This window comes from Advenella mimigardefordensis DPN7 (assembly GCF_000521505.1).
In the GTDB taxonomy this organism is placed as follows: domain Bacteria; phylum Pseudomonadota; class Gammaproteobacteria; order Burkholderiales; family Burkholderiaceae_B; genus Advenella; species Advenella mimigardefordensis.
Genome location: NZ_CP003915.1, coordinates 4,425,269 through 4,447,481, shown reverse-complemented (window position 1 = coordinate 4,447,481; position 22,213 = coordinate 4,425,269). Strand labels below are relative to the sequence as shown.

Genomic DNA, 22,213 nt, shown 5'->3' with positions numbered 1-22,213 from the left:
ATTTATGAGCGGTTGCTGACTGATGTGAAGTTGGGTCAGTAGCTCAGTCGGTTAGAGCACCGTCTTGATAAGGCGGGGGTCGTTGGTTCGATTCCAACTTGACCCACCAAACAGGTTTGTTGGGGGATTAGCTCAGCTGGGAGAGCACCTGCTTTGCAAGCAGGGGGTCGTCGGTTCGATCCCGTCATCCTCCACCATCATGATTGTTGTTGCATGTTGATTGTTATCGCATGTTGTATGAAAAGCGTTCTTATTAGCGAACAAAAAAGATTTCGGTGCTTTCTTTTTTAGAAAGAAGGTGCTAAAATACTGATCCTTCTGAATTCGGGTTTACCCGGAAACAGGCAGGGTAAGTTAAGCTTTATTGGCTGTATATGTTCTTTAACAATTTGGAAGAAGCACAACTAAAGTATTCAAAGGGTGCTTATGCGATCCACCAGGGTCGGGTAAGTATTTGATGAAAAATTGGGTTGTGATTGCATTATTTTATGAAGTTCTATTAACTCAAGCTTCATGAGATAGGCCGGAGAGATCTGGTTTATTGAGTGAGGAATGACATTGATGAACGGCACACAAACGCAAAAACTCAGCATGTTTATGCAGTGGACTCAAAAGGCACTGTATAGACGAAGTAGTAAAAGCCTATAGCCTTTAGTGTTATAGGATCAAGTGACTAAGTGCACATGGTGGATGCCTTGGCGATCACAGGCGATGAAGGACGTTATAGCTTGCGAAAAGCGACGGGGAGCTAGCAAATAAGCATTGATCCGTCGATATCCGAATGGGGAAACCCACTGCCTCTGGCAGTATCCTGTACTGAATACATAGGTACAGAGAAGCGAACCGAGTGAACTGAAACATCTAAGTAACTCGAGGAAAAGAAATCAACCGAGATTCCGAAAGTAGTGGCGAGCGAAATCGGAACAGCCTGGACGAGATAGTCACATTGGTAGTTGAACGGGATGGAAAGCCCGGCCGTAGCAGGTGATAGCCCTGTAGACGAAACCTTTGTGGTGGTACTAAGCGTCGAATAAGTAGGGCGGGACACGTGAAATCCTGTCTGAATATGGGGGGACCATCCTCCAAGGCTAAATACTCGTGATCGACCGATAGTGAACCAGTACCGTGAGGGAAAGGCGAAAAGAACCCCGGAAGGGGAGTGAAATAGATCCTGAAACCGTGTGCATACAAACAGTAGGAGCCTCCTTGTGGGGTGACTGCGTACCTTTTGTATAATGGGTCAGCGACTTACATTCAGTGGCAAGCTTAACCGAATAGGGAAGGCGTAGCGAAAGCGAGTCCGAACAGGGCGATTTAGTCGCTGGGTGTAGACCCGAAACCAGATGATCTATCCATGGCCAGGTTGAAGGCACGGTAACACGTGCTGGAGGACCGAACCCACTAATGTTGAAAAATTAGGGGATGAGCTGTGGATAGGGGTGAAAGGCTAAACAAATCTGGAAATAGCTGGTTCTCTCCGAAAACTATTTAGGTAGTGCCTCGCGTATTACTGCCGGGGGTAGAGCACTGTTATGGCTAGGGGGTCATGGCGACTTACCAAACCATGGCAAACTCCGAATACCGGCAAGTACAGCGCGGGAGACAGAGCACTGGGTGCTAACGTCCAGACTCAAGAGGGAAACAACCCAGACCGCCAGCTAAGGTCCCTAAATATTGCTAAGTGGGAAACGAAGTGGGAAGGCATAGACAGTCAGGAGGTTGGCTTAGAAGCAGCCATCCTTTAAAGAAAGCGTAATAGCTCACTGATCGAGTCGTCCTGCGCGGAAGATGTAACGGGGCTAAGCAATATACCGAAGCTGCGGGTGCACAGTTTACTGTGCGCGGTAGGAGAGCGTTCTGTAAGCCTGTGAAGGTGACTGGAGACGGTTGCTGGAGGTATCAGAAGTGCGAATGCTGACATGAGTAGCGATAAAGGGAGTGAAAAGCTCCCTCGCCGTAAGTCCAAGGTTTCCTGCGCAACGTTCATCGGCGCAGGGTGAGTCGGCCCCTAAGGCGAGGCAGAGATGCGTAGCTGATGGGAAGTTGGTTAATATTCCAACACCATTGTTAAATGCGATGGGGGGACGGATTGCGGAATGTGAGCGGGTGATTGGTTGTACCCGTGACTGGTACTGAGAGGGTGGTTAGGTAAATCCGGCCGCGTAAATCAAGGTATTGGTGCGAAGCGAATTTATTCGTGAAGTCATAGGAAGTGGTCCCAGGAAAAGCCTCTAAGCTTCAGTTTAACAATGACCGTACCGCAAACCGACACAGGTGGACGGGATGAATATTCCAAGGCGCTTGAGAGAACTCAGGAGAAGGAACTCGGCAAATTTATACCGTAACTTCGGGAGAAGGTATGCCCTAGTAGCGTGTTAAAGCGCGAATGGGCCGCAGAGAATCGGTGGCTGCGACTGTTTATTAAAAACACAGCACTCTGCTAACACGAAAGTGGACGTATAGGGTGTGACGCCTGCCCGGTGCTGGAAGGTTAAGTGATGGGGTGCAAGCTCTTGATCGAAGCCCCAGTAAACGGCGGCCGTAACTATAACGGTCCTAAGGTAGCGAAATTCCTTGTCGGGTAAGTTCCGACCTGCACGAATGGCGTAACGATGGCCACACTGTCTCCTCCTGAGACTCAGCGAAGTTGAAGTGTTTGTGATGATGCAATCTCCCCGCGGCTAGACGGAAAGACCCCATGAACCTTTACTGTAGCTTTACATTGAATTGTGAACCGGCCTGTGTAGGATAGGTGGGAGGCGTTGAATTACGGTCGCCAGATCGTAGGGAGCCATCCTTGAAATACCACCCTGGTTTGTTTGCGGTTCTAACCTAGGCCCGTTATCCGGGTTGGGGACAGTGTATGGTGGGCAGTTTGACTGGGGCGGTCTCCTCCCAAAGTGTAACGGAGGAGTTCGAAGGTACGCTAGGTACGGTCGGAAATCGTGCTGATAGTGCAATGGCATAAGCGTGCTTGACTGTGAGACTGACAAGTCGAACAGGTGCGAAAGCAGGACATAGTGATCCGGTGGTTCTGAATGGAAGGGCCATCGCTCAACGGATAAAAGGTACTCTGGGGATAACAGGCTGATACCGCCCAAGAGTTCATATCGACGGCGGTGTTTGGCACCTCGATGTCGGCTCATCTCATCCTGGGGCTGTAGCCGGTCCCAAGGGTATGGCTGTTCGCCATTTAAAGAGGTACGTGAGCTGGGTTTAAAACGTCGTGAGACAGTTTGGTCCCTATCTGCCGTGGGCGTTGGATACTTGACGGAGCCTGCTCCTAGTACGAGAGGACCGGAGTGGACATACCTCTGGTGTATCGGTTGTCATGCCAATGGCATTGCCGAGTAGCTATGTATGGAAGAGATAACCGCTGAAGGCATCTAAGCGGGAAACTCGTCTGAAGATAAGGTATCCCGGGGGCTAGACCCCCCTGAAGGGTCGTTCGAGACCAGGACGTTGATAGGTCAGGTGTGTAAGCGCAGTAATGTGTTTAGCTAACTGATACTAATTGCCCGTGCGGCTTGATCCTATAACTCTGCAGGTTATATGTAGAACATGTTCTACGACTGCGCTGAGCATAGTGTTTAAGTGTCGTTCAAAAAACTGAAGTAAATACGATGATCAACACGCGTTGATCATCAGCAGCAACATCAATCACCAACGCAAGATTGACTCATCTGCCCGAAACAATACACAGCTTGTGCTTCTTCCAAATTGCTAACGCATAGCAACCAGCTAGCGCTAAGCCATACCAGCTTACGCTTGACGACCATAGCAAGGTGGACCCACTCCTTCCCTTCCCGAACAGGACAGTGAAACGCCTTTGCGCCGATGATAGTGGATGGACATCTGTGAAAGTAGGTCATCGTCAGGCTTTTTATTCCTTCAAACGCCCCGTAATTAACTTTACGGGGCGTTTGTGCTTTGGGGGGAGCAAATATACAATCCCTCTCTATTCCTAATCGTCTCTACGATAGCGATTGCTCAAATATCCTGCACATCAACTAAGCCGCCATCCATCCACCATCCACCATTAGCTCTGCACCGGTAATAAAGGTAGCAGACGAACTGCTCAAAAACAGTAAGCGTCCCGTAAACACATCTTGTCCAGCCGCCAGTAAAGTATGAACATACTTGTCCACGAACACTGAATGGACAAGTATGGACTATCTGGAAGACTCTCTCCCACCGGCAGCAGCGACTGCGCCTGCCCTGCGCCGGATTTACAGTTCTGAGTTTAAAGCTCATTTGGTTTCCTTGTGCGCAGATCCAGCCGTGTCAGTTGCCATCATCGCTTACACCCACCCACCACATTAACGACAGCATGCTGCACTGCCTGGATCAGGCAAGCCAACGCTCCTGCGTCAATCCCGACCAAGCAACGGTCGCAGCACCTTCCTTCATTGCCGCACCGCTGTCCTCTCCATCAACGCCTGTGGTCCGCGAGGGCCCATCATCGACTATTTGCATGGTACTGCAGGGCAAGCAGTTCAGTCTTAATGCCCAATGCCAGGACATGACACGACGGGATGCGCCCTGTTTATTCGTGAGTTATTAAAATGATTCGCATCGACCAGATCTGGCTGGCGGTGGAACCCATGGATATGCGTGCCGGTACCGAGACCGCGCTGTCCCGGGTTGTTCAGGTATTTGGAGCGGCGCAGCCACATCATGCTCATGTTTTTGCCAATCGCAGGGCTAACCGCCTGAAGGTGCGGGTGCATGATGGCATAGGCGGGTGGCTGGCCGTGCGCCGGCTGCACCAGGGTCGTTTTACCTGGCCAGGGGTGGACACGGCGACACGTTAAAAATTTACGCAAAATATACGCCTGTCCTCAAAATCGATATAGAAATTTTACGCTCTCATACAACATAATTGTCTTGCGTTGTGCCGTGTTCTGTTGCCTATCACATTCGTGTTGAAAAGCCAGAATGGCATCGCCGAAGATGGGACTATGGACAATCAGGCTGCGCTACCGTCTTTGTGTTTTGCCTATCAACTAAAACGCCAGCCGCTGCAAGGATTGAAATGAATATTTTCATTGGTTTTATTTCGATTGGCCTTTTTGCTTACCTGCTTTATGCACTGATAAAGCCAGAAAAATTTTAAATTTCTTTAACGGTTTTAAACAAGGCAAATTTATGTCAGACGTTATATATATTGCGATCACGATCACATTTTTCCTACTTGCACTGGGCTTCATATCAAGCCTGGACAAGTTTTAATCGGAGTCCAGCATGAGTATGGACATTATTCAATTTGCCGGTATTTTGGTGCTAACGACCTGCTTGGCCGTAGTGCTGGGAAAATGGATCGCACGCGTCTTTACCGGTGAAAAAGATACGATATTAGAAAGCGGCACTTATGCATTACTGGGTGTAGATCCGCACCAGAAAATGAATTGGACAACATACGGGCTGGCTCTGTTGCTCAGCAATGCAGCCATGATGCTCCTTGGCTATTTTTTGCTGCGGATTCAGCAGACTATTCCCGGAGATACGCTGCAACGCGCAGCACAAACGCCTGATCTGGCTTTTAATACGGCGGCCTCGTTTATTACGAATACGAACTGGCAAGCTTATTCCGGCGAAAGCAGTTTGTCCAATTTCTCTCAAATGGCGGTGATTACGTTCCTGATGGCGGTCAGTGCAGCCACCGGCGTGGCTGCCGCAGGTGGCTTTATACGCGGTCTGAGCAGGCGCTCCGCCGCTGATATTGGTAATTACTGGGTGGACTTTACGCGTGTTCTATACCGCGTCCTGTTGCCTCTGTGCTTTGTTATGGCGCTGGTCTATGTATGGCAAGGAATGCCACAAACGTTAAGTGCTGATGCAGTCGTCACTACCCTGGAAGGGGCAAAGCAGCAAATCATCATGGGGCCGGTGGCCAGCCTGGAGAGCATCAAACACATTGGCACCAATGGTGGTGGCTTTTTTGGCATGAATGCGGCGCACCCGTTTGAGAACCCGACACCACTGACCAACACTTTGCATATGCTAAGTATGCTCCTGATTCCTGCTGCGCTCACCTATGCTTTCGGCACCATGATTGCCAATCGCAAGCAAGGCTGGTCTTTTTTTGCTGCATTCCTGGTTATGTTCCTGGGTTTTCTGGCTTTGGTTTACAGCGCTGAGCATAACGGCAATCCGCTGTTCTCTTCCTTAGGGGTTGATCAAAGTCATAGCACGATTCAGTCTGGCGGCAACATGGAAGGTAAAGAGTTGCGCTTTGGCATTGCTCAAACAAGCATGTTTGCTGCCGTCACAACCGCCGCCACTACTGGCTCGGTCAATTCCATGCACGACTCTTATACGCCGTTGGGTGGTCTGGTGCCCATAGCTCAAATGATGTTGAATAACGTTTTCGGTGGCGATGGCGTGGGGCTGATCAATCTGGTTACGTATGTGATACTCACCGTGTTTCTTGTGGGGATGATGATTGGCAGAACCCCGGAGTTTCTCGGTAAAAAAATCGAAGCCAGAGAGATGAAATTCATCATGCTGGCAGTGCTGGCGCATCCAATGACCATTCTTGGTTTTACCGCGATCGCCAGTCTTTTTCCTGCGTCCATGGAAAGTCTGGCCAATATGGGGCCACATGGTTTCAGTGAAGTGCTGTATGCATACACTTCAGGCACCGCCAACAACGGTTCTGCGTTTGCCGGGTTAAATGCCAACACGCCGTTTTTCAACCTGACGATTGGCTTGGCAATGTTGCTGGGACGGTACTTTACTCTGTTGCCCATGCTGGCTGTTGCAGGTGTGATGGCGTCAAAAAAACCCGTTCCGGCCTCCGCAGGCACATTGTCCACGGCCAGCCCCTTATTTACCGGCTTGCTTGTATTTGTAATTTTAGTCGTGGGTGGTCTGACTTTTCTACCATCTCTGGCGTTAGGTCCGATCGTAGAACACCTTCTTATGCTTGCAGGTAAAACTTTTTGAGAACGGCTATGAAAACCAACAATATCGAATCCAGGAACTCAGTTTCCGTAAATTATTGCAGCCTGCTCAGACCGTCGCTGCTCTCTTCTGTGTTCTTCATGGTGGTGTGCGGTCTGGCCTACCCACTGGCAACAACCGGGGTCGCCAGCATCCTGATGCCCTCACAGGCCAATGGCAGCTTAATGCAAAAAAACGGGGGAAATATCGGCTCGAAATATATCGGTCAGTTATTCACCGCACCCAGGTATTTTCATGGACGTCCCAGTATGACCGTTGGAGCAGACCCAAAGGATCCGGGTAATACGATAGATCAGCCTTACAACGCGGCGGCGAGTGCCGCAAGCAATCAAGGTGCCTTAAGTAAAAAATTGCTCGACGCTGTCGCTGCGCGAACGCAGCAATATCGTCGTGAAAACGCGCTTGGCGACGACGTCTTGATCCCGGTCGATGCCGTGACGGCATCCGCATCCGGGCTGGATCCGCATATCTCTGTTGCTAACGCACGTCTGCAGACGAAACGCGTTGCGCAGGTGCGCGGTATTACCGAACAGAAAGTCAGGACATTGATAGAGCAGAACACGGAGTCCCGCCAGTTCGGGATACTGGGTGAACCCAGAGTCAATGTCCTGGGATTAAATATTGCACTTGATGATCTCAGTAAAGTTCACCACGTCGCACAGTAAAGGGTCGTTATCATGTCACAATCTGATGTCAACACAGCGCATACGCAATCTTTCACCCGCCAGGTACCTCAACTGAAACCTGCATCCATGTCGTGGACAGCAGTTCTGGGCGAGTCATTTAAAAAGCTCTCACCTGCGGTACAGATGAAAAACCCAGTTATGTGTGTTGTCTACGTGGGAAGCATTATCGCAACCATCCTGGGTATTCAGGCATCGCTGCAGGAAGGCGATGCCTCAGCCGGATTTATCTTCGCCGTGGCGGCCTGGCTGTGGTTCACCGTTCTGTTTGCAAATGGAGCAGAAGCCTTGGCAGAGGGCAGGGGGAAAGCTCATGCACAGGCACTGCGATCATCACGCCAGCAAGTCAATGCACGGGTATTGAAAGAAGCGAATCCGGACGCGCAAAGCTGGTTTGTGCCTGGTGAAGAACTGGAAGAAAACGCGCTATTGCTGGTGAAAGCCGGCGAGATCATCCCCACCGATGGTGAGGTACTGGTTGGCGTGGCGTCGGTCGATGAGTCCGCAATAACAGGGGAGTCTGCGCCCGTTATTCGGGAATCAGGCGGAGATCTGAGCTCTGTAACCGGAGGCACGCGTGTGCTGTCGGACTGGATTATTATCCGCGTCACAGCCAGGCCGGGAGAGGCCTTTCTTGATCGTATGATCGCTATGGTTGAAGGTGCCCAAAGAGGGAAGACACCGAACGAAGTGGCATTGACTATTTTGCTGGTGGCACTCACGTTGATTTTCTTGCTGGTATGTGTGACCCTGCTGCCATTTTCTATGTTCAGTGTGCAGCTTAATGGGGTCGGGCAGACGGTCAGTATTACCGTATTAATTGCGTTGCTGGTCTGCCTGATCCCCACCACCATTGGCGCGTTGCTATCTGCGGTCGGTATCGCAGGTATGAGCCGAATGATGAGTGCCAATGTACTGGCTACCTCCGGCAGGGCCATAGAGGCGGCAGGTGACGTGGATGTGCTGCTGCTGGATAAAACCGGTACCATCACGCTGGGCAATCGCGAAGCGGTCAATTTTATAGCGGCAGAAGGAGTCCGGCAGGAAACAGTGGCCGAGGCGGCTTATCTTTCTTCGCTCGCCGATGAAACGCCGGAAGGGCGTTCTATCGTTGCGCTGGCAAAAGCAAAATTCAATGTTCAGGCCAGAACACTGGAAGGCACACAGGCGGTTGCTTTCAGCGCCATGACCAGGATGAGTGGCATTGATATCGGCGACAGAGTGCTGCGCAAAGGCGCCGCATCGGCGATCCAGAAATATATCGCCGCCGCCGGAGGTGCTTTGCCGGCATCGGTCTCTTTGACGGTTGAGCAAATCTCCAGGCGTGGTGGTACGCCGTTAGTCGTCGCTGATGGCACAAAAGTCGTTGGTGTCATTGAGTTAAAAGATATCATCAAAAGTGGCATTAAAGAACGTTTTGCTGAACTGCGGTCTATGGGTATCAAAACAGTGATGATTACTGGCGACAACAAGCTGACCGCAGGTACGATTGCTGCTGATGCAGGGGTTGATGATTACCTGGCTGAAGCCACGCCCGAAGATAAATTGGCCTTGATCCGCAAATATCAGGCGGCGGGCCATCTGGTTGCCATGACGGGTGATGGCACGAATGATGCGCCCGCTCTGGCACAGGCTGACGTTGCGGTTGCCATGAACAGCGGCACGCAAGCGGCTAAAGAGGCCGGTAATATGGTGGATCTGGACAGCAATCCCACCAAACTGCTGCGGGTGGTAGAAGTGGGCAAGCAAATGATCATGACCCGTGGCGCGCTCACGACCTTCAGCGTTGCCAATGATCTGGCCAAATATTTTGCCATCATTCCGGCGGCCTTTCTGGGAACATATCCGGCCCTGGAGTCATTGAATATCATGGGATTGCACAGTCCGAATTCGGCGATCCTATCTGCAGTTATTTTCAATGCCTTGATTATTATTGCCTTAATACCATTGGCGTTGCGTGGTGTGACATACCGCGCTGAATCTGCAGAACGGCTGCTCCGGCGGAACTTGCTGATATACGGGCTGGGTGGCGTCATTGTGCCATTTGTAGGTATCAAGCTTATCGATCTGTTATTAACCCCTTTTTTCTAAGGTAATATTCATTTGAAATAGTCTTGAAGAACGAACTGCATTTTCGTTCTTCATGTTATTGAGCGTATTCGTGACCCAATCGACAGGAGTACCCGGGCTGTGACAAACCCGACAGAAAATACCAGGAAGGCTGACGCGCTCATTGGTGAATTCAAACGGCAGACGGCAGGAAGGCTGACGGTGTTTTTAGGTGCGTCGCCAGGCGTAGGAAAAACGTACGCCATGCTCTCGCGCGGTCGCGAGCTGCAGCGGCAGGGGATAGATGTTCTGATCGGCATCGTTGAAACGCATGGCAGGAAAGAAACGCAGGCGCTGGTCGATGGTCTGCCCTGCCTGCCTCGCAAACGGGTCCAGTACCGATCGCACCAGCTGGAAGAGATGGACCTGGATGCGCTGCTGGCGCGCAGGCCCGCGATCGCGCTGGTTGACGAAATGGCACATAGAAACGCACCAGGCAGCCGTCACGAGCGCCGCTGGCAGGACATTGAGGAATTGCTTAATGCGGGTATTGATGTTTACACCACAGTGAATGTCCAGCATCTGGAAAGCCTGAACGATGTGGTGTATCAGATTACCGGTATCCGGGTCACCGAGACGGTCCCGGATACCGTGTTTGGCCGGTTAAGAGACATTCGACTGGTTGATCTGCCCGCAAGGGAACTGATCGAGCGCCTGAATCAGGGCAAAGTGTACTTGCCCGAACAGGCAAAAAAAGCCTTACAGGCCTTTTTTTCACCTTCCAACCTGACGGCCCTGCGCGAGCTGGCCATGCAGACCGTGGCCGATCAGGTTGACTCCGATCTGCGGGAAGCGCGCATTGCCAGGGGCATCGACAGTCCGTCCATGCAACGACGCGTGCTGATCGCGATTGATGGCAGGGGGCAATCGGAGTATCTGGTGAGGGCGGGTATGCGCATTGCGGAACGGCGTGGTGTACCCTGGACTGTCGTCACTGTGGTGACGGGACGCCAGTCGTTTTCCGCTGCGGCAGGGAAGCGTCCGGAAAAAAAGGCAGCACCCCCCAGTGCAGAACAGTCGCGTCAGCTTGAAATTGATAAGGCATTTGCATTGGCTCGGCGCCTGGGCGGCGATACCGAGGTGTTGCATAACGCAGATGTCGCTCAGGCCTTACTGGATGCCAGTGATGCACGGGGCGTGCGCACGATCGTACTGGGCAGAACGAGAGAAAGACCCATCGCCCGCGCGTTTAACAGAACCCTGACGCAGCGGTTGCTGCAACGCGGCGCGAGATATGAATTGACGATTATCGGTGACGCCCGGTCTGCTGAACGCGCCAGGCTCAGCCTTCCGCCCACGCCGAATCGCTTGTCGCGGCAGGAGATGCTGATCGTGATATTGACCTGCATCGGCGCGACCATTGCCGCAACACTGGCCGAGCGTTTATTCGCACTGGATGAACTCTCCATCATTTTTCTGGTCGCCGTCGTTTTTGTCGCTTCGTATACCAGAATGATTTGCGCGGTAATTACCGCCCTCATCTGCTTCCTGGTGTACGACTATATCTTCATTGCGCCACGGTTTACCCTGCTGATCAGCGCCAATCAGGCGCTGGTCACCGTCATCATGTTTCTGTTTGCTGCATTGTTAACGGGCCGGCTTGCATCCAAGCTCAGAATGCAGGTCATAGCGCTGCGTGCGGCAAACAGGCATGCTGTATCCATCGAAAAACTGGGACGTGCGTTATCAACGGAGCAGATCTGGGCCAGGTAATTAAGGCTGGCAACACCAATTTGCGATCTGCTATAGGCGCACGTTCATGGGTACGAATCGGCAGTCAGGCAGATCAAAATTCCGATGAGGGAGTCCTATCCGATACAGATAACGTCGCTGCCGACTGGACCCAGCGACATGGCCAGCCCAGCGGCAAATTTACCAATACTCTGGCAGAGTCAAACTGGTGGTTTTTACCCGTGCAGGGTGAACATCAGGTCCTGGGTGTCATCGGACTGCAATTTCCTCCTGACCTGACCAAACTCACTTTTGAACAGCGCCGGTTGGCCCAGGCCATGGTCGAAGATATCGGTCAGGCAGCGATTCGTACAGAGTTGGTGACCCAGCTTGAACAGGCGCGTGTTGTCGGCGAGACAGAGCGACTAAGATCAGCTTTATTGTCTTCAGTATCACACGATCTTCGTTCGCCCTTATCATCCATTATCGGGGCATCTGAAAGTCTGAGAAACTATGGCAAAGATATGCAAGAGGATGATCGTCTGGCATTACTGGATGGCATTTATGCAGAGGGACAAAGGTTAGATCGGTATATACAGAATCTGCTTGATATGACCCGCCTGGGGCATGACGGTCTTACCTTATCGCGGGACTGGATCGGAGTGGATGAACTGATCGGCTATGCCACTCGACGGCTGAAAAAATATATGCCGGATGTTATTGTGCACGCCCGTATTGCATCTGACACCGGCCTAATTTATGCACATCCAGCCTTGCTTGAACAAGCCATTTTCAATGCGTTGGAGAATGCAGCAAAATTTTCACCACGGGATGTTCCTATCGTCATCACGGCTGCAATAATAGAGAATAATGCAATTACAATCGATATTATTGACAAAGGGCCGGGCATTCCAGAGCATGAACGGCGCCGGGTATTCGATATGTTCTATAGTGTCGAAAATGCTGATTCCGGTAAAGCTGGAACGGGGCTTGGGCTTACCATTGTTCAGGCAATCGTCCGTGCTCACATGGGAACGGTGGAAGCGTTACAAGGCGAAGACAATATAGGTACGACTATTCGTATCACGCTGCCAAGTGGAAATTAAAACATTCATGACACTCAGATGATGAACAACACCACCAGCACGACACCTTCCGCACGCATTCTCATCATTGATGATGAGCCGCAAATCAGGCAGCTTATAGATATCAGTCTGCGCTCTCAGGGATATACCACGATGCTGGCAGCCTCTGGCATGCAGGGACTCACGTTACTTGCCAATAAATCAGTTGATCTTGTTTTGCTGGATTTGGGTTTGCCTGACATGGATGGTCAGAGCGTACTGACGGAGTTGCGGCGGTTATACCAAATACCGGTCATTATTCTGACAGTCAGATCCAGCGAAATTGAAAAAGTAAAACTGCTGGATGCCGGTGCGAATGACTACGTGACCAAGCCGTTTGGCATGTCAGAATTGATGGCACGTATTCGCGCATCATTGCGCACCACGATACAGACGACCAGCAAGGTCGCTGATTTCGATGACGGGTGCCTGTATGTGAACCTGGCTGAACGGGAGGTCAGAATCCAGGGCGAGTCGCTGTCGCTGACCAGAAAAGAATTTTCTTTATTAAGCATTCTGATCCAGAATCCTGGGCGACTGATCACGCAAACGCAACTGCTGCGAGGTATCTGGGGGCCAGTGCATGAACAAGATACGCATTATCTAAGAATATTGGTCGGCAAGCTGCGCTTCAAACTCAACGATAGCGCCACATCGCCAAAATATATCGTCACCGAGCCTGGCGTTGGCATTCGTTTTATTGGATCGGAGCAAACATCATTCTGATCTATGCGTATCCGTTTGTCTTTTGGCGTATCATCGGCTCCGCCCGTACCCATATCAGTGCGTGAGACTTGCATGAACATACGGGGATGTTGGCAGCCCACGAAAAAAGCGGCCATCACGGCCGCTTCCACATCAAACAAAGTACTGCTTATGCCTTACTTCTTCGGCAAGGCATACCCAATCACGTAATCCCCTTTTTCAGGTGTCATACGCGCACCGCCGGCAACCACAACAACAAATTGCCTGCCGGTTTCCGGAGACAGATAAGTGATAGGTGTTGCCTGTGCACCAACGGGCAGACGGGATTTCCAGACCTCTTTGCCGGTGCTGCTGTCAAAAGCGCGCAGATAGTAATCCTGGGTACCCGCATAGAACGTCAGACCGCCTGCCGTGGCCACAGGGCCAGACAGTGATGGCATGCCCAGCGGGATAGGCAGGCTGGTGCGCACGCCCATCAGACGGCTATCTTCAACCGTGCCTAGTGGAACCTGCCAGGCAATGGTTTTGGTGTTCAGATCAACACCGGTCAGATTGCCCCACGATGGCTGATGGCAAGGCAGTCCCAGGAAGGAATTGAACGAACCGCGTACTGCCTGATAAGGCGTACCGTCCTGTACATGCGAGTTGGTCCATTTCGCCTGGGTAATGTCGCTGGCGTTGAGTTCCTTGGTTATTGCCTCGGCTGTTGCCTGTGGCGCCAGGAAAACGATCTGCGGCATGTTAATGTCATTCACAATCAACATATTGGTGCGCGGATCATAGGCGTGACCACCCCAGTTAAAGCCGCCATAATAGCCGGGATACACGAGCGTAGGCTTGTCGGTGATTTTGGTGTATGGTCCTTCATAGTTCAACTGCTTGAACTTGATGCGGCAGAACAATTGGTCGAACATGGTGGCACCCCACATGTCCTTTTCGCTCATCGTCATTGCGCCCAGCTGCGGCATTCCCGCAGACCACGGTTGTGTTGGCGCTGCGGGCGCGTCACCCTGCATGGTCTTCTGTGGTGCAGGGCGTTCTTCTACATCGGCCAGCGGCTTGCCGTTGGTACGATCCAGCAGAAACAGCTGATGCGTTTTGGTTGCCAGTACCAGTGCGGGCGTATTGCCGCCTTTGCCGTCAGGAACGTTCACCAGCGTTGGGGGTGTTCCGTTGTCGTAGTCCCAGGTGTCCAGATGCATCGACTGGAACTGCCACACACGGCGACCTGTTTCCACATTCAGTGCCACCACGGATGAAGCATTCTCGTTCATGGCTTCGCTACGGTGCTCTGCCCAGAAGTCTGGCGTGGCATTGCCCAAAGGCAGATAGACCAGGCCCAGTTTTTCGTCGTACGCGCCATGTGACCAGAAATTAGGCGTGCCTTGCGTATAGGTCTGGCCCTCCGGTGGCAGTTTGGTAATCTGCGGATTGCCCAAATCCCATGCCCAGTCCAGCGAACCGTCTTTGGCGCTGAATGCGCGGATCACGCCGGAGGGCTCATTGGTTTTCTTGCCGTCCCATACCCAGCCGCCAATGATCACGCGATCGCCGGCTACCAGTGGCTGAGAGGTTGGCATATAGTAAAAGTCGGGGTATTCTCCCATGCCATTGCTCAGGTCTGTATAGCCCTTGCCGCTATCACCAAAGTCCGGGCATAGCTCGCCGGTTTTGGCGTCCAGCGCCCACAGGCGAGCCTGTTTGTCAGTTGTGATAATGCGTGCATTGCACATGCCATTTTCAGACTTGTCCTGATCGGCCACTTCATAGTAACCAACACCGCGGCAACGGTTCCAGGCAGGGCTCAGCTTCGGCTTGGGATCAAACGTCCAGCGTTCTTCTCCCGTCTCTGCATTCAGTGCGATGACCTTGTTCTGTGGTGTGCACAGATACAGTGAGTCGCCCACCTGTATCGGTGTGGCCTGGTCTTCATTACTACCCCCGGTCTGTGCGCCCGAGCGATAGGTCCAGGCGACCTCCAACTGGTTCACATTGTCCGGCTTGATCTGGTCAAATGGTCCGAAGCGGTCGCTGTGGCCGCTGCGGCCGTATTGTGTCCAGCGATTGTCGGTGCTGTTGGGATCTGTCACCAGAGGGATGTTATTGACTACTTTGGCCGCGCTGTTCACCGGGCTTTGGATGGTTCCTTGTGGAGAAAACATCATCACACCGCCAACCACCAGTACCACTAATTGCACCAGGGCGGCAGGAATGGCGAGTGCGCGTGTTGCAGGACGCAGGCTGCGCAAGGCCAGTGCTGCGATGAGGCCCAGAACAAGCACCGGCGCCAGACGGGGCACCAGTCCCCAGAACGCCGAGCCTACTTCAGCAAAGGCCCAGACGATGGTGCCGATGACCACCAGAAAATACAGCAGCGCGCCAGAGGCCTTGGCTGCCAGCAACAGCAGACCTGCGATCAGCGTTGCAGCGCCTGCGATGAGGTAGTACCAGGAGCCGTCCAGCGACACCAGGCGAATACCGCCGATCAATAATGCCAGGCCCATGAGCGCCAGCACGATTCCAAATACACGAGGCCACCAGGGTTTGGGTGGCGAGTGTTTATCCGTTGACATAGTTTTTCCCCATTAACATTCGAATGTTTCAAACGTAATATGAAGTATATATCTTATATAAGACTTGTCAGTTGAAATATCCATGATCTTGTGGGGGTATAGCGCCGGGCTGTCTGTTGGAGCTCCGTTGCTGGCGAGGGATTCGGGATGCCCTGCCGTGATTGGGTATTGGCCGTCTCTTCAGAGAAACACAGTTTTACGGTGGAATCAGGCAAAACAGTACTGCAATCTGCTGGGGTAATAATGAACACAAATCAAATATATGATTGTCTGCTTATATAACCCTGCCATTGGCGTCGGCAATGTACTGATGCGTCAGGCCATGGCTGACCGGATGTTGAGGTATTTCAAACATCATTGCGTGGACTAACTGCCGCGCAATCACGAATGTCATCGCAGGGGACAAAATAGCTATGGAGGAACATCAATGCGCAATATTAAGCGACGCCGTTTTATGGCCGCTGCCGTCGGCAGTGCGATTGTTACGTCCCTGCCTGCCCGTGCGCAGGCAGAAGGCAAGCCTATTACTCTGGTGGTGCCGTATGCCGCAGGCGGCACCAACGATAATTTTGCCCGACTTTTGGCCGAGGGCATCGGGAAAGAACTGGGCCGTCACGTCATCGTCGAAAATAAAGGTGGGGCTAACGGTATTATCGGTGCCTCATCCGTCGCCCGTGCCCGGCCGGATGGTAATACGCTACTGTTGGGTGGCACAGGCCCCATTTCCCTGAACGTTTTGCTGCGTCCGTCGCTGCCTTATCGTTTTGAAAGCTTCGACTCGGTCGCCATGCTGTTTGACGGACCGCTTACCATTACCGTTCCCACATCGCTGGGCGTGAACTCGGTCGAGGAGCTGGTGGCTTATGGAAAAAAACTCGGCCAGCCCCTGCTTTACGGCACCATGGGGCCGGGTAGTGTGACCGATCTCTATGGCCGGATCGTCGCCAAGACCTTCGGCATCCCGTTAACCGCTGTGGCTTACAAGAATAATAGTTCTGCGCTCATTGATCTGATGGCGGGACGTGGCGACATGAACTACGCTACGCCCGTTCCCATGATTCAGAATGCCCGTAACCTGAAGATTCTGACTTTGAGCACGGGCGCAAGAGATCCGCACTTTCCGGACATTCCGTCCGTGGTCGAGCTGGGCTATCCGCAACTACAGACGTCCTATTGGACGGCGCTGCTGGCACCCAAAGGCACGCCCGCTCATTTGATCGAAGAGATCGCCGCTGCGGCCACGAAGACGGTCAATAACGAAGCGTTCCAGCGTGTTCTTACAGAGAATGGGCAAATTGGTAAACCAGGCGGGCCGCAGGTACTGGATGCGCAATTGCAGTCAGACCGTGAACACTGGGGGGCGGTCATTAACGAAAACAAGATTGTGATCAATTAGCATTGCCCAAAGGAGACAGAATGCAGAACAATAAAAGACGCGGCATGATCGCTGCGCTTATGGCAGGTGTGGTGTTCATGCTGCCGCCCGCATTCGCGCAGGACGAAGCCAAGCCCATTACCCTTATCGTTCCCTATGCTGGCGGCGGTACCAACGACAACTTCGCACGCCTGCTGGCCGAAGGTATGAGCAAGGAGCTGGGGCGTCATGTGATCGTGGAGAACAAAGGCGGAGCCAATGGCATTATCGGCGCAGCGTATGTGGCACGTGCCAAGCCTGATGGCACAACATTGCTGCTGGGCGGAACCGGACCAATCTCGCTCAATATTATGTTGCGCCCTAATTTGCAATATCAGTTTGATAGTTTCGACTCGGTGGCCATGTTGTTTGAGGGCCCGTTAACGCTGACTGTGCCCACTTCCCTTGGCGTCAACTCATTGAGTGAACTGGTTACGTATGCAAAAAAATCCGACAAGCCCCTGCTGTATGGCACGATGGGGCCCGGCAGCGTGACGGATCTGTTCGGCCGCGTTGTGTCAACCGCGTTTGGCGTACCGCTGACGGCGGTTGCCTACAAGAATAATACAGCCTCCCTGATCGATCTGATGGCCGGGCGCGGTGATCTGTCTTACGCCACTCCGATAGCCCTGATCGAGCATCAGAAAGCAGGTGATCTGAAAATACTGGCACTCACAACCGATAAACGGGACCCGTCGTTTCCGGATATCCCCACCGTGACGGAGTTGGGTTACCCGCAACTTGAATCGTCCTATTGGACCTCCTTGCATGCGCCCAAAGGTACGCCGCCCGACGTCATTGAGAAAATCTCTGCCGCCGCCGTCCATACTGTCAAAAGTGAGGCATTCCGCAAGCTGCTGCGGGATAACGGCCAGACTGAAAAAGCCGGTGGTCCGAGGGTGCTGGATGCCCAATTGCAGGCCGATCGTCAGTATTGGGGTAAAGTCATCAAGGAAAATCACATTGTCATCAACTAAACATCCGGCGCGCAGTAAGCAGCGGCTTACTGCCAGTAACACAATGCGCTGTTTCTTTCCAATCGCGACTGCAATTTGATCGATGGCAATTGAAATTGCACCCGTCGGTACCATCCGTGCAGCGCTCGGCGAATGCCCAGTCTGGGATATAGCAAACCAGCAGTTGTGGTTTATCGACAGCCGGGCCGGTGTGATCCGGCGACTGGACCCGGCAACGGGCATCATCGCCGCCAGCGTAACGGTGCCGGCTCCGGCAGGATCGTTCTGCCTGAATGCAGATGGTCGCCTATTGGTCGCGCTCAAGGAAAAGCTCGTTCTGGTCGACCCGCTCACCGGTGCGCAACAGTTTCTCGCAGCAGTTGAAGACAGCCATCCCCATTTGCGTCTGAACGACGGCGAACCCATGCCCGATGGCAGTTTTGTTGTTGGTACCATGCATGTTTATCGTGAAGAAAATGAACCGCCGCTGGGCGGGCTTTATCGGCTGCGCCCAGATGGCGTGTTGATGAAGCTTGATACCGGCATCGGGATTGCCAACGGCCCTTGTGTCAATCCGCTGGACTTGCGGCTGTATATCAGCGACAGCAGTACTCGCAGCATCTATTCATATGTGATAGCCGCCGATGGCACGCTTGCCGACCGGCGCCTCTTCGTTAACACAGGCCCTTATGATTCCGGCCCGGATGGCTGCTGTTTTGATACGCAGGGCGGCCTGTGGACCGCCCTGGTGCGTGCCGGCGCCATTGCTCGCTTCGGCCCGGACGGCGTGATGACTCACAGAATTTCGTTGCCCCTCACGCATCCGGCCTCGCTCTGCTTCGGGGGCGAACGTCTGGACGAGCTTTTCGTTACGTCCATCAGCGATAGCGGACGCCTGCGCGCCGATGGGCCGCTGGACGGGGCGATTCTGCGTATCCGTGGTTGTGGCATGCAGGGAATGGTGCCTGCGCACACCCGCATTGGCTTGTCTGCTTGACCGGACTGTTTGACCTTACCTCTGGCTCCGTTGCCTTTAACCGGTTGCACCCGGTTGCCGATACGCCAGAAAGCGCCTCTCGGTGCCCGAGACTTCGGCTGCCACGAAATCCAGAAACACCCGGATTTTTGCAGGTATCATGGGGGTGTCCAGAATCGTGGCGTAGATGCCGTCTTCAAAAGACGAATTGGTCACCCGGAAATCCGGCAACAGCCGGACCAGACGACCCTGAGCAATATCGTTGGCCACCGTATAGTCATCCAGCAGGGCAATCCCTTCTCCCAGCCGCGCCAGCTCCAGTTGTACGATGCCGCTATTGGTTACATGGCGGGGATTAAGTGCGACCTCGTCAACGCCTTTATCAGACATGAAACGACACACGTAGCGCTCCCCCGGTTTCAGGTAGCACAGGAAGGCGTGATTGGACAGTTGTGGCGGGCTGGTGAGTTCCGGCATGGTAGCAATATAGTCAGGTGACGCCACCAGATAGCGGTCGCTTTTGAATAGAATACGGCGCTTCAGTCCCGCTTCTACCGGTGGTGCAATGCGAAAATCAACATCTACCTGCTGCAGGCGCAGATCAGCCTGAGCTTCGGCCAGCAGCAATTCAACGTGGATATCCGGATAAAGTGTTCTGAAACGAGCAACGAGCGGCGTCAGTACGCCCACGCCGAACATCACCCGGGAGTGCACCCGCAGCAACCCCTGTGGTGAGGAACTGATCGCCGTAATATTGTCATGGGCATGATGAATGCTCCACAGAATGCCATCGAGCTGGTGCGCGTACTCCTGGCCAGCCTCGGTCAGCATGACCTGCCGGGTCGAGCGCAGCAGAAGCCGGACGGAGAGTTCCTGTTCCAGGTCGGTAATCATGCGGGACACAGACGTCGGGGACACGCCGTACTGTTTGGCGGTTTCCGTGAAACTGCCGGTACGGGACACTGACAGAAAAAGCTCCATTGCTCTAAGACGATCCATGATTCCCTCAAATTATGCAGGACAGAGCGCCGAATTTTGGCTATTCCGTCGTTCGGTGATTATAATTTAATATTGATGCAAGTCAATTAATACATACTGGAGAGGAGTTCTCATGGAATTCGGTGTATTCATTCTTGCACAACAGCGCGGCTACCATCAGTCGTCCAAGCAAGTCATCAGCAACTCGGTCGAGCAAACGATCGCTGCGGAACAGGCCGGGTTCAATAACGCCTGGTACGCAGAACATCACTTCAACAATTATTCCCTGTCTCCTTCGCCGCTCATGATGGTGGCTCACTGTGCCGGCATGACCAGGACGATCCGTCTTGGCACGGCCGTGTGCATTCTGCCCCTGTATCACCCGGCACGCTTTCTGGCCGAAGTCGGCTTTGTAGACACCGTATCTGATGGTCGTCTGGACCTGGGTATCGGGTCGGGCTACCAGGCATTTGAATTCGAACGGTTCGGCGTCAAGCTGGAAGATGCGTCCAAAATCTATAACGAATTTCTTGACATGATCCCCATGGGGCTGACGCAACAGACTTTTGAATATCAGGGTGAATTTCTGAAGCTGCCGCCCAGCTCAATTGCGGTGCGCTGTGTGCAGAACCCGATGCCGCCGCTGTGGATTACTTCGGGCAATCCGGTAGCACTTGGTCGTGGCGTACGCGAAAATCATAATCTGTTTGTGACATCACTGCTCAAAGGCAATGACGGCATCAAAGAGCTGCGTGAACGGCTGGAAAAAGTCGCCCACGATGAAGGCAAGAATCTGGACCGTGATGTCAAATTCGGCTTCCTGCGTTGCGGTTTTGCTTCTGACAATAAGGCGGAAGTAGATGCCTATCTGGATAACGCCCGCTTCCAGCGCCGCATTTCGGAAAGTCTGAAATTCCGTCGTGCCCAGTCTGAAGACGGCTACATGATTCAGGAAGTACCGTCACCCACCGATATGAGCTTCGACGAGTTGCGTAAAAACCTGCCGGTCGGATCCGTTAATCAGGTGATCGACAAACTGCTTGAAGAAATCAGCATTCTTAAGCCCAAACATATTGCCCTGCAAACCCAGCTGGGCGACTTCGATCAGAAAACCATGCTCAAACAAATCGAACTCTGGGGTGACAAAATCATTCCGGCCATCAATAAGGAATTGGGTCTCAAGGCAGCCGCCTGAGGCAGTACCCAGGGAGACAATCGTGCGCATTCATCTGACCAACACCGGTGCTGTTACTGTTCTTGATGCTGCGGAATTTCGCAGGCTTGATGTTCTGGTAGATCCGCAGCCGCCCGAGAAGCTGGAGCTGGCCATCCGCAAAATCGGCCGGCGCGAAGACAGCGATCATATCCGCCTGTCGCCGGCGGTGCTGCGTTACCTTTGCGGCCGCGCGGGCGAAGCAGAATGGGAAAGCGGCTTTGCCGGGATGCTGGCTTATGCCGCCAAAGTGGGCTGGGTAGACGAACAGGGTGATGTGCGCGTTCATATCGAATGCAATGAGATTGACGAAGTCGTGACTGAGGTCGAGTTCAAGGCTGCCATGCGTGCGCTGCCTGCCGGTATTAGCGCCGTGACAACCGGCAGCGGTGACGGCGTCGCGGGTCTGATTGTGTCCAGCCTCACCTCCATCTCTGCCGAACCACCATTGGTTGGCTTTTTTATTGATGAGCGTTCGTCCATTGTGCCGGCACTGCTGGCAAACAATCGTTTTGTCGCCAACGTGCTGGGCGAAGAACACAAGGAAGTGCTTTCTACCTTTCTGTGTGAAAAACAGGGGCCTGCGCGTTTTTCCAAAGGCAACTGGCGCCAGGGCCTGCATGACCAGCCGGTGCTGAACGATGCGCTGGCCACGGTGGAGTGCGATATCGTCAATACTCAGGCACTGGGCACGCACCGCATGATCGTTGGCAAGATTCGTCGTTCGGTCAGCCGCCAGGCCAGTCCCATGATCAATTTCAATGCCGGCATGCACCGTCTGGAGCCGCTGCCGGGCTGAATCCCGGCAGCAGTCAACACCGATGCGACGTATTCGCATGGCCTTA

At 53.1% G+C, this 22,213-nt stretch carries 15 protein-coding genes, 2 tRNA genes and 2 rRNA genes; 17 read left to right on the top strand and 2 right to left on the bottom strand.

The window, feature by feature from the left end; all coding sequences use genetic code 11:
• Nucleotides 1–32 precede the first annotated feature (32 nt).
• The 12 genes from MIM_RS20370 (at nt 33) to MIM_RS20325 (ending at nt 13,279) form a co-directional block, all read left to right on the top strand.
• Nucleotides 33–109 (top strand) — tRNA-Ile (locus MIM_RS20370).
• 12 nt (nt 110–121) lie between these two features.
• Nucleotides 122–197: transfer RNA gene (locus tag MIM_RS20365), tRNA-Ala, on the top strand.
• A gap of 466 nt (nt 198–663) precedes the next feature.
• A 23S ribosomal RNA gene (locus MIM_RS20360) occupies nt 664–3,535 on the top strand.
• A 232-nt stretch (nt 3,536–3,767) separates the two neighbouring features.
• Nucleotides 3,768–3,880, top strand: a 5S ribosomal RNA gene (rrf, locus tag MIM_RS20355).
• 685 nt (nt 3,881–4,565) lie between these two features.
• Nucleotides 4,566–4,814, top strand: a complete 249-nt coding sequence (gene tnpB / locus MIM_RS20350; RefSeq protein WP_025374608.1) for an IS66 family insertion sequence element accessory protein TnpB — start codon at nt 4,566–4,568, stop codon at nt 4,812–4,814.
• A 221-nt stretch (nt 4,815–5,035) separates the two neighbouring features.
• Nucleotides 5,036–5,116 (top strand): K(+)-transporting ATPase subunit F, encoded by an 81-nt coding sequence (gene kdpF / locus MIM_RS23725; RefSeq protein ID WP_084459053.1) that lies wholly within the window; start codon nt 5,036–5,038, stop codon nt 5,114–5,116.
• Nucleotides 5,117–5,244: 128 nt separating this feature from the next.
• Nucleotides 5,245–6,948 (top strand): potassium-transporting ATPase subunit KdpA, encoded by a 1,704-nt coding sequence (gene kdpA / locus MIM_RS20345; protein ID WP_025374607.1) that lies wholly within the window; start codon nt 5,245–5,247, stop codon nt 6,946–6,948.
• An 8-nt stretch (nt 6,949–6,956) separates the two neighbouring features.
• A complete protein-coding gene (kdpC, locus tag MIM_RS20340) occupies nt 6,957–7,631 on the top strand; it encodes a potassium-transporting ATPase subunit KdpC (RefSeq protein WP_025374606.1) in 675 nt (224 codons plus the stop codon).
• A gap of 87 nt (nt 7,632–7,718) precedes the next feature.
• On the top strand, nt 7,719–9,740 hold the full coding sequence (gene kdpB, locus MIM_RS20335) for a potassium-transporting ATPase subunit KdpB (protein ID WP_042071865.1): 2,022 nt from the start codon (nt 7,719–7,721) through the stop codon (nt 9,738–9,740).
• Nucleotides 9,741–9,839: 99 nt separating this feature from the next.
• A complete protein-coding gene (locus tag MIM_RS23560) occupies nt 9,840–11,471 on the top strand; it encodes a sensor histidine kinase (RefSeq protein ID WP_245592789.1) in 1,632 nt (543 codons plus the stop codon).
• A 200-nt stretch (nt 11,472–11,671) separates the two neighbouring features.
• Nucleotides 11,672–12,535: a sensor histidine kinase gene (locus tag MIM_RS23555; protein ID WP_245592788.1), complete on the top strand. Its 864-nt coding sequence runs from the start codon at nt 11,672–11,674 to the stop codon at nt 12,533–12,535.
• A gap of 18 nt (nt 12,536–12,553) precedes the next feature.
• On the top strand, nt 12,554–13,279 hold the full coding sequence (locus tag MIM_RS20325) for a response regulator (RefSeq protein ID WP_245592787.1): 726 nt from the start codon (nt 12,554–12,556) through the stop codon (nt 13,277–13,279).
• A gap of 155 nt (nt 13,280–13,434) precedes the next feature.
• Here the strand turns inward: MIM_RS20325 and MIM_RS20320 are convergent, their stop codons facing one another.
• Nucleotides 13,435–15,831 carry a membrane-bound PQQ-dependent dehydrogenase, glucose/quinate/shikimate family gene (locus MIM_RS20320; protein ID WP_025374603.1) on the bottom strand — a complete coding sequence of 799 codons (2,397 nt, stop codon included), beginning with the start codon at nt 15,829–15,831 and terminating at the stop codon, nt 13,435–13,437.
• A gap of 427 nt (nt 15,832–16,258) precedes the next feature.
• On the opposite strand from MIM_RS20320, the gene MIM_RS20315 reads away from it, so the two are divergent.
• The 3 genes from MIM_RS20315 (at nt 16,259) to MIM_RS20305 (ending at nt 19,198) form a co-directional block, all read left to right on the top strand.
• Nucleotides 16,259–17,227 (top strand): Bug family tripartite tricarboxylate transporter substrate binding protein, encoded by a 969-nt coding sequence (locus tag MIM_RS20315; protein ID WP_025374602.1) that lies wholly within the window; start codon nt 16,259–16,261, stop codon nt 17,225–17,227.
• 20 nt (nt 17,228–17,247) lie between these two features.
• On the top strand, nt 17,248–18,222 hold the full coding sequence (locus tag MIM_RS20310) for a Bug family tripartite tricarboxylate transporter substrate binding protein (RefSeq protein WP_025374601.1): 975 nt from the start codon (nt 17,248–17,250) through the stop codon (nt 18,220–18,222).
• 82 nt (nt 18,223–18,304) lie between these two features.
• The gene (locus tag MIM_RS20305; protein WP_245592786.1) at nt 18,305–19,198 is read left to right on the top strand and encodes an SMP-30/gluconolactonase/LRE family protein; all 894 of its coding nucleotides are present in this window, start codon (nt 18,305–18,307) and stop codon (nt 19,196–19,198) included.
• Between the two features lie 36 nt (nt 19,199–19,234).
• On the opposite strand, the gene MIM_RS20300 is transcribed toward MIM_RS20305, so the two are convergent.
• Nucleotides 19,235–20,176, bottom strand: coding sequence for a LysR family transcriptional regulator (locus MIM_RS20300; RefSeq protein WP_025374599.1), 942 nt, complete (start codon nt 20,174–20,176; stop codon nt 19,235–19,237).
• 112 nt (nt 20,177–20,288) lie between these two features.
• On the opposite strand from MIM_RS20300, the gene MIM_RS20295 reads away from it, so the two are divergent.
• Both MIM_RS20295 and MIM_RS20290 read left to right on the top strand, forming a co-directional pair.
• Nucleotides 20,289–21,350, top strand: coding sequence for an LLM class flavin-dependent oxidoreductase (locus tag MIM_RS20295; protein ID WP_025374598.1), 1,062 nt, complete (start codon nt 20,289–20,291; stop codon nt 21,348–21,350).
• A gap of 22 nt (nt 21,351–21,372) precedes the next feature.
• Nucleotides 21,373–22,167, top strand: a complete 795-nt coding sequence (locus tag MIM_RS20290; protein WP_025374597.1) for a flavin reductase family protein — start codon at nt 21,373–21,375, stop codon at nt 22,165–22,167.
• Nucleotides 22,168–22,213 lie beyond the last annotated feature (46 nt).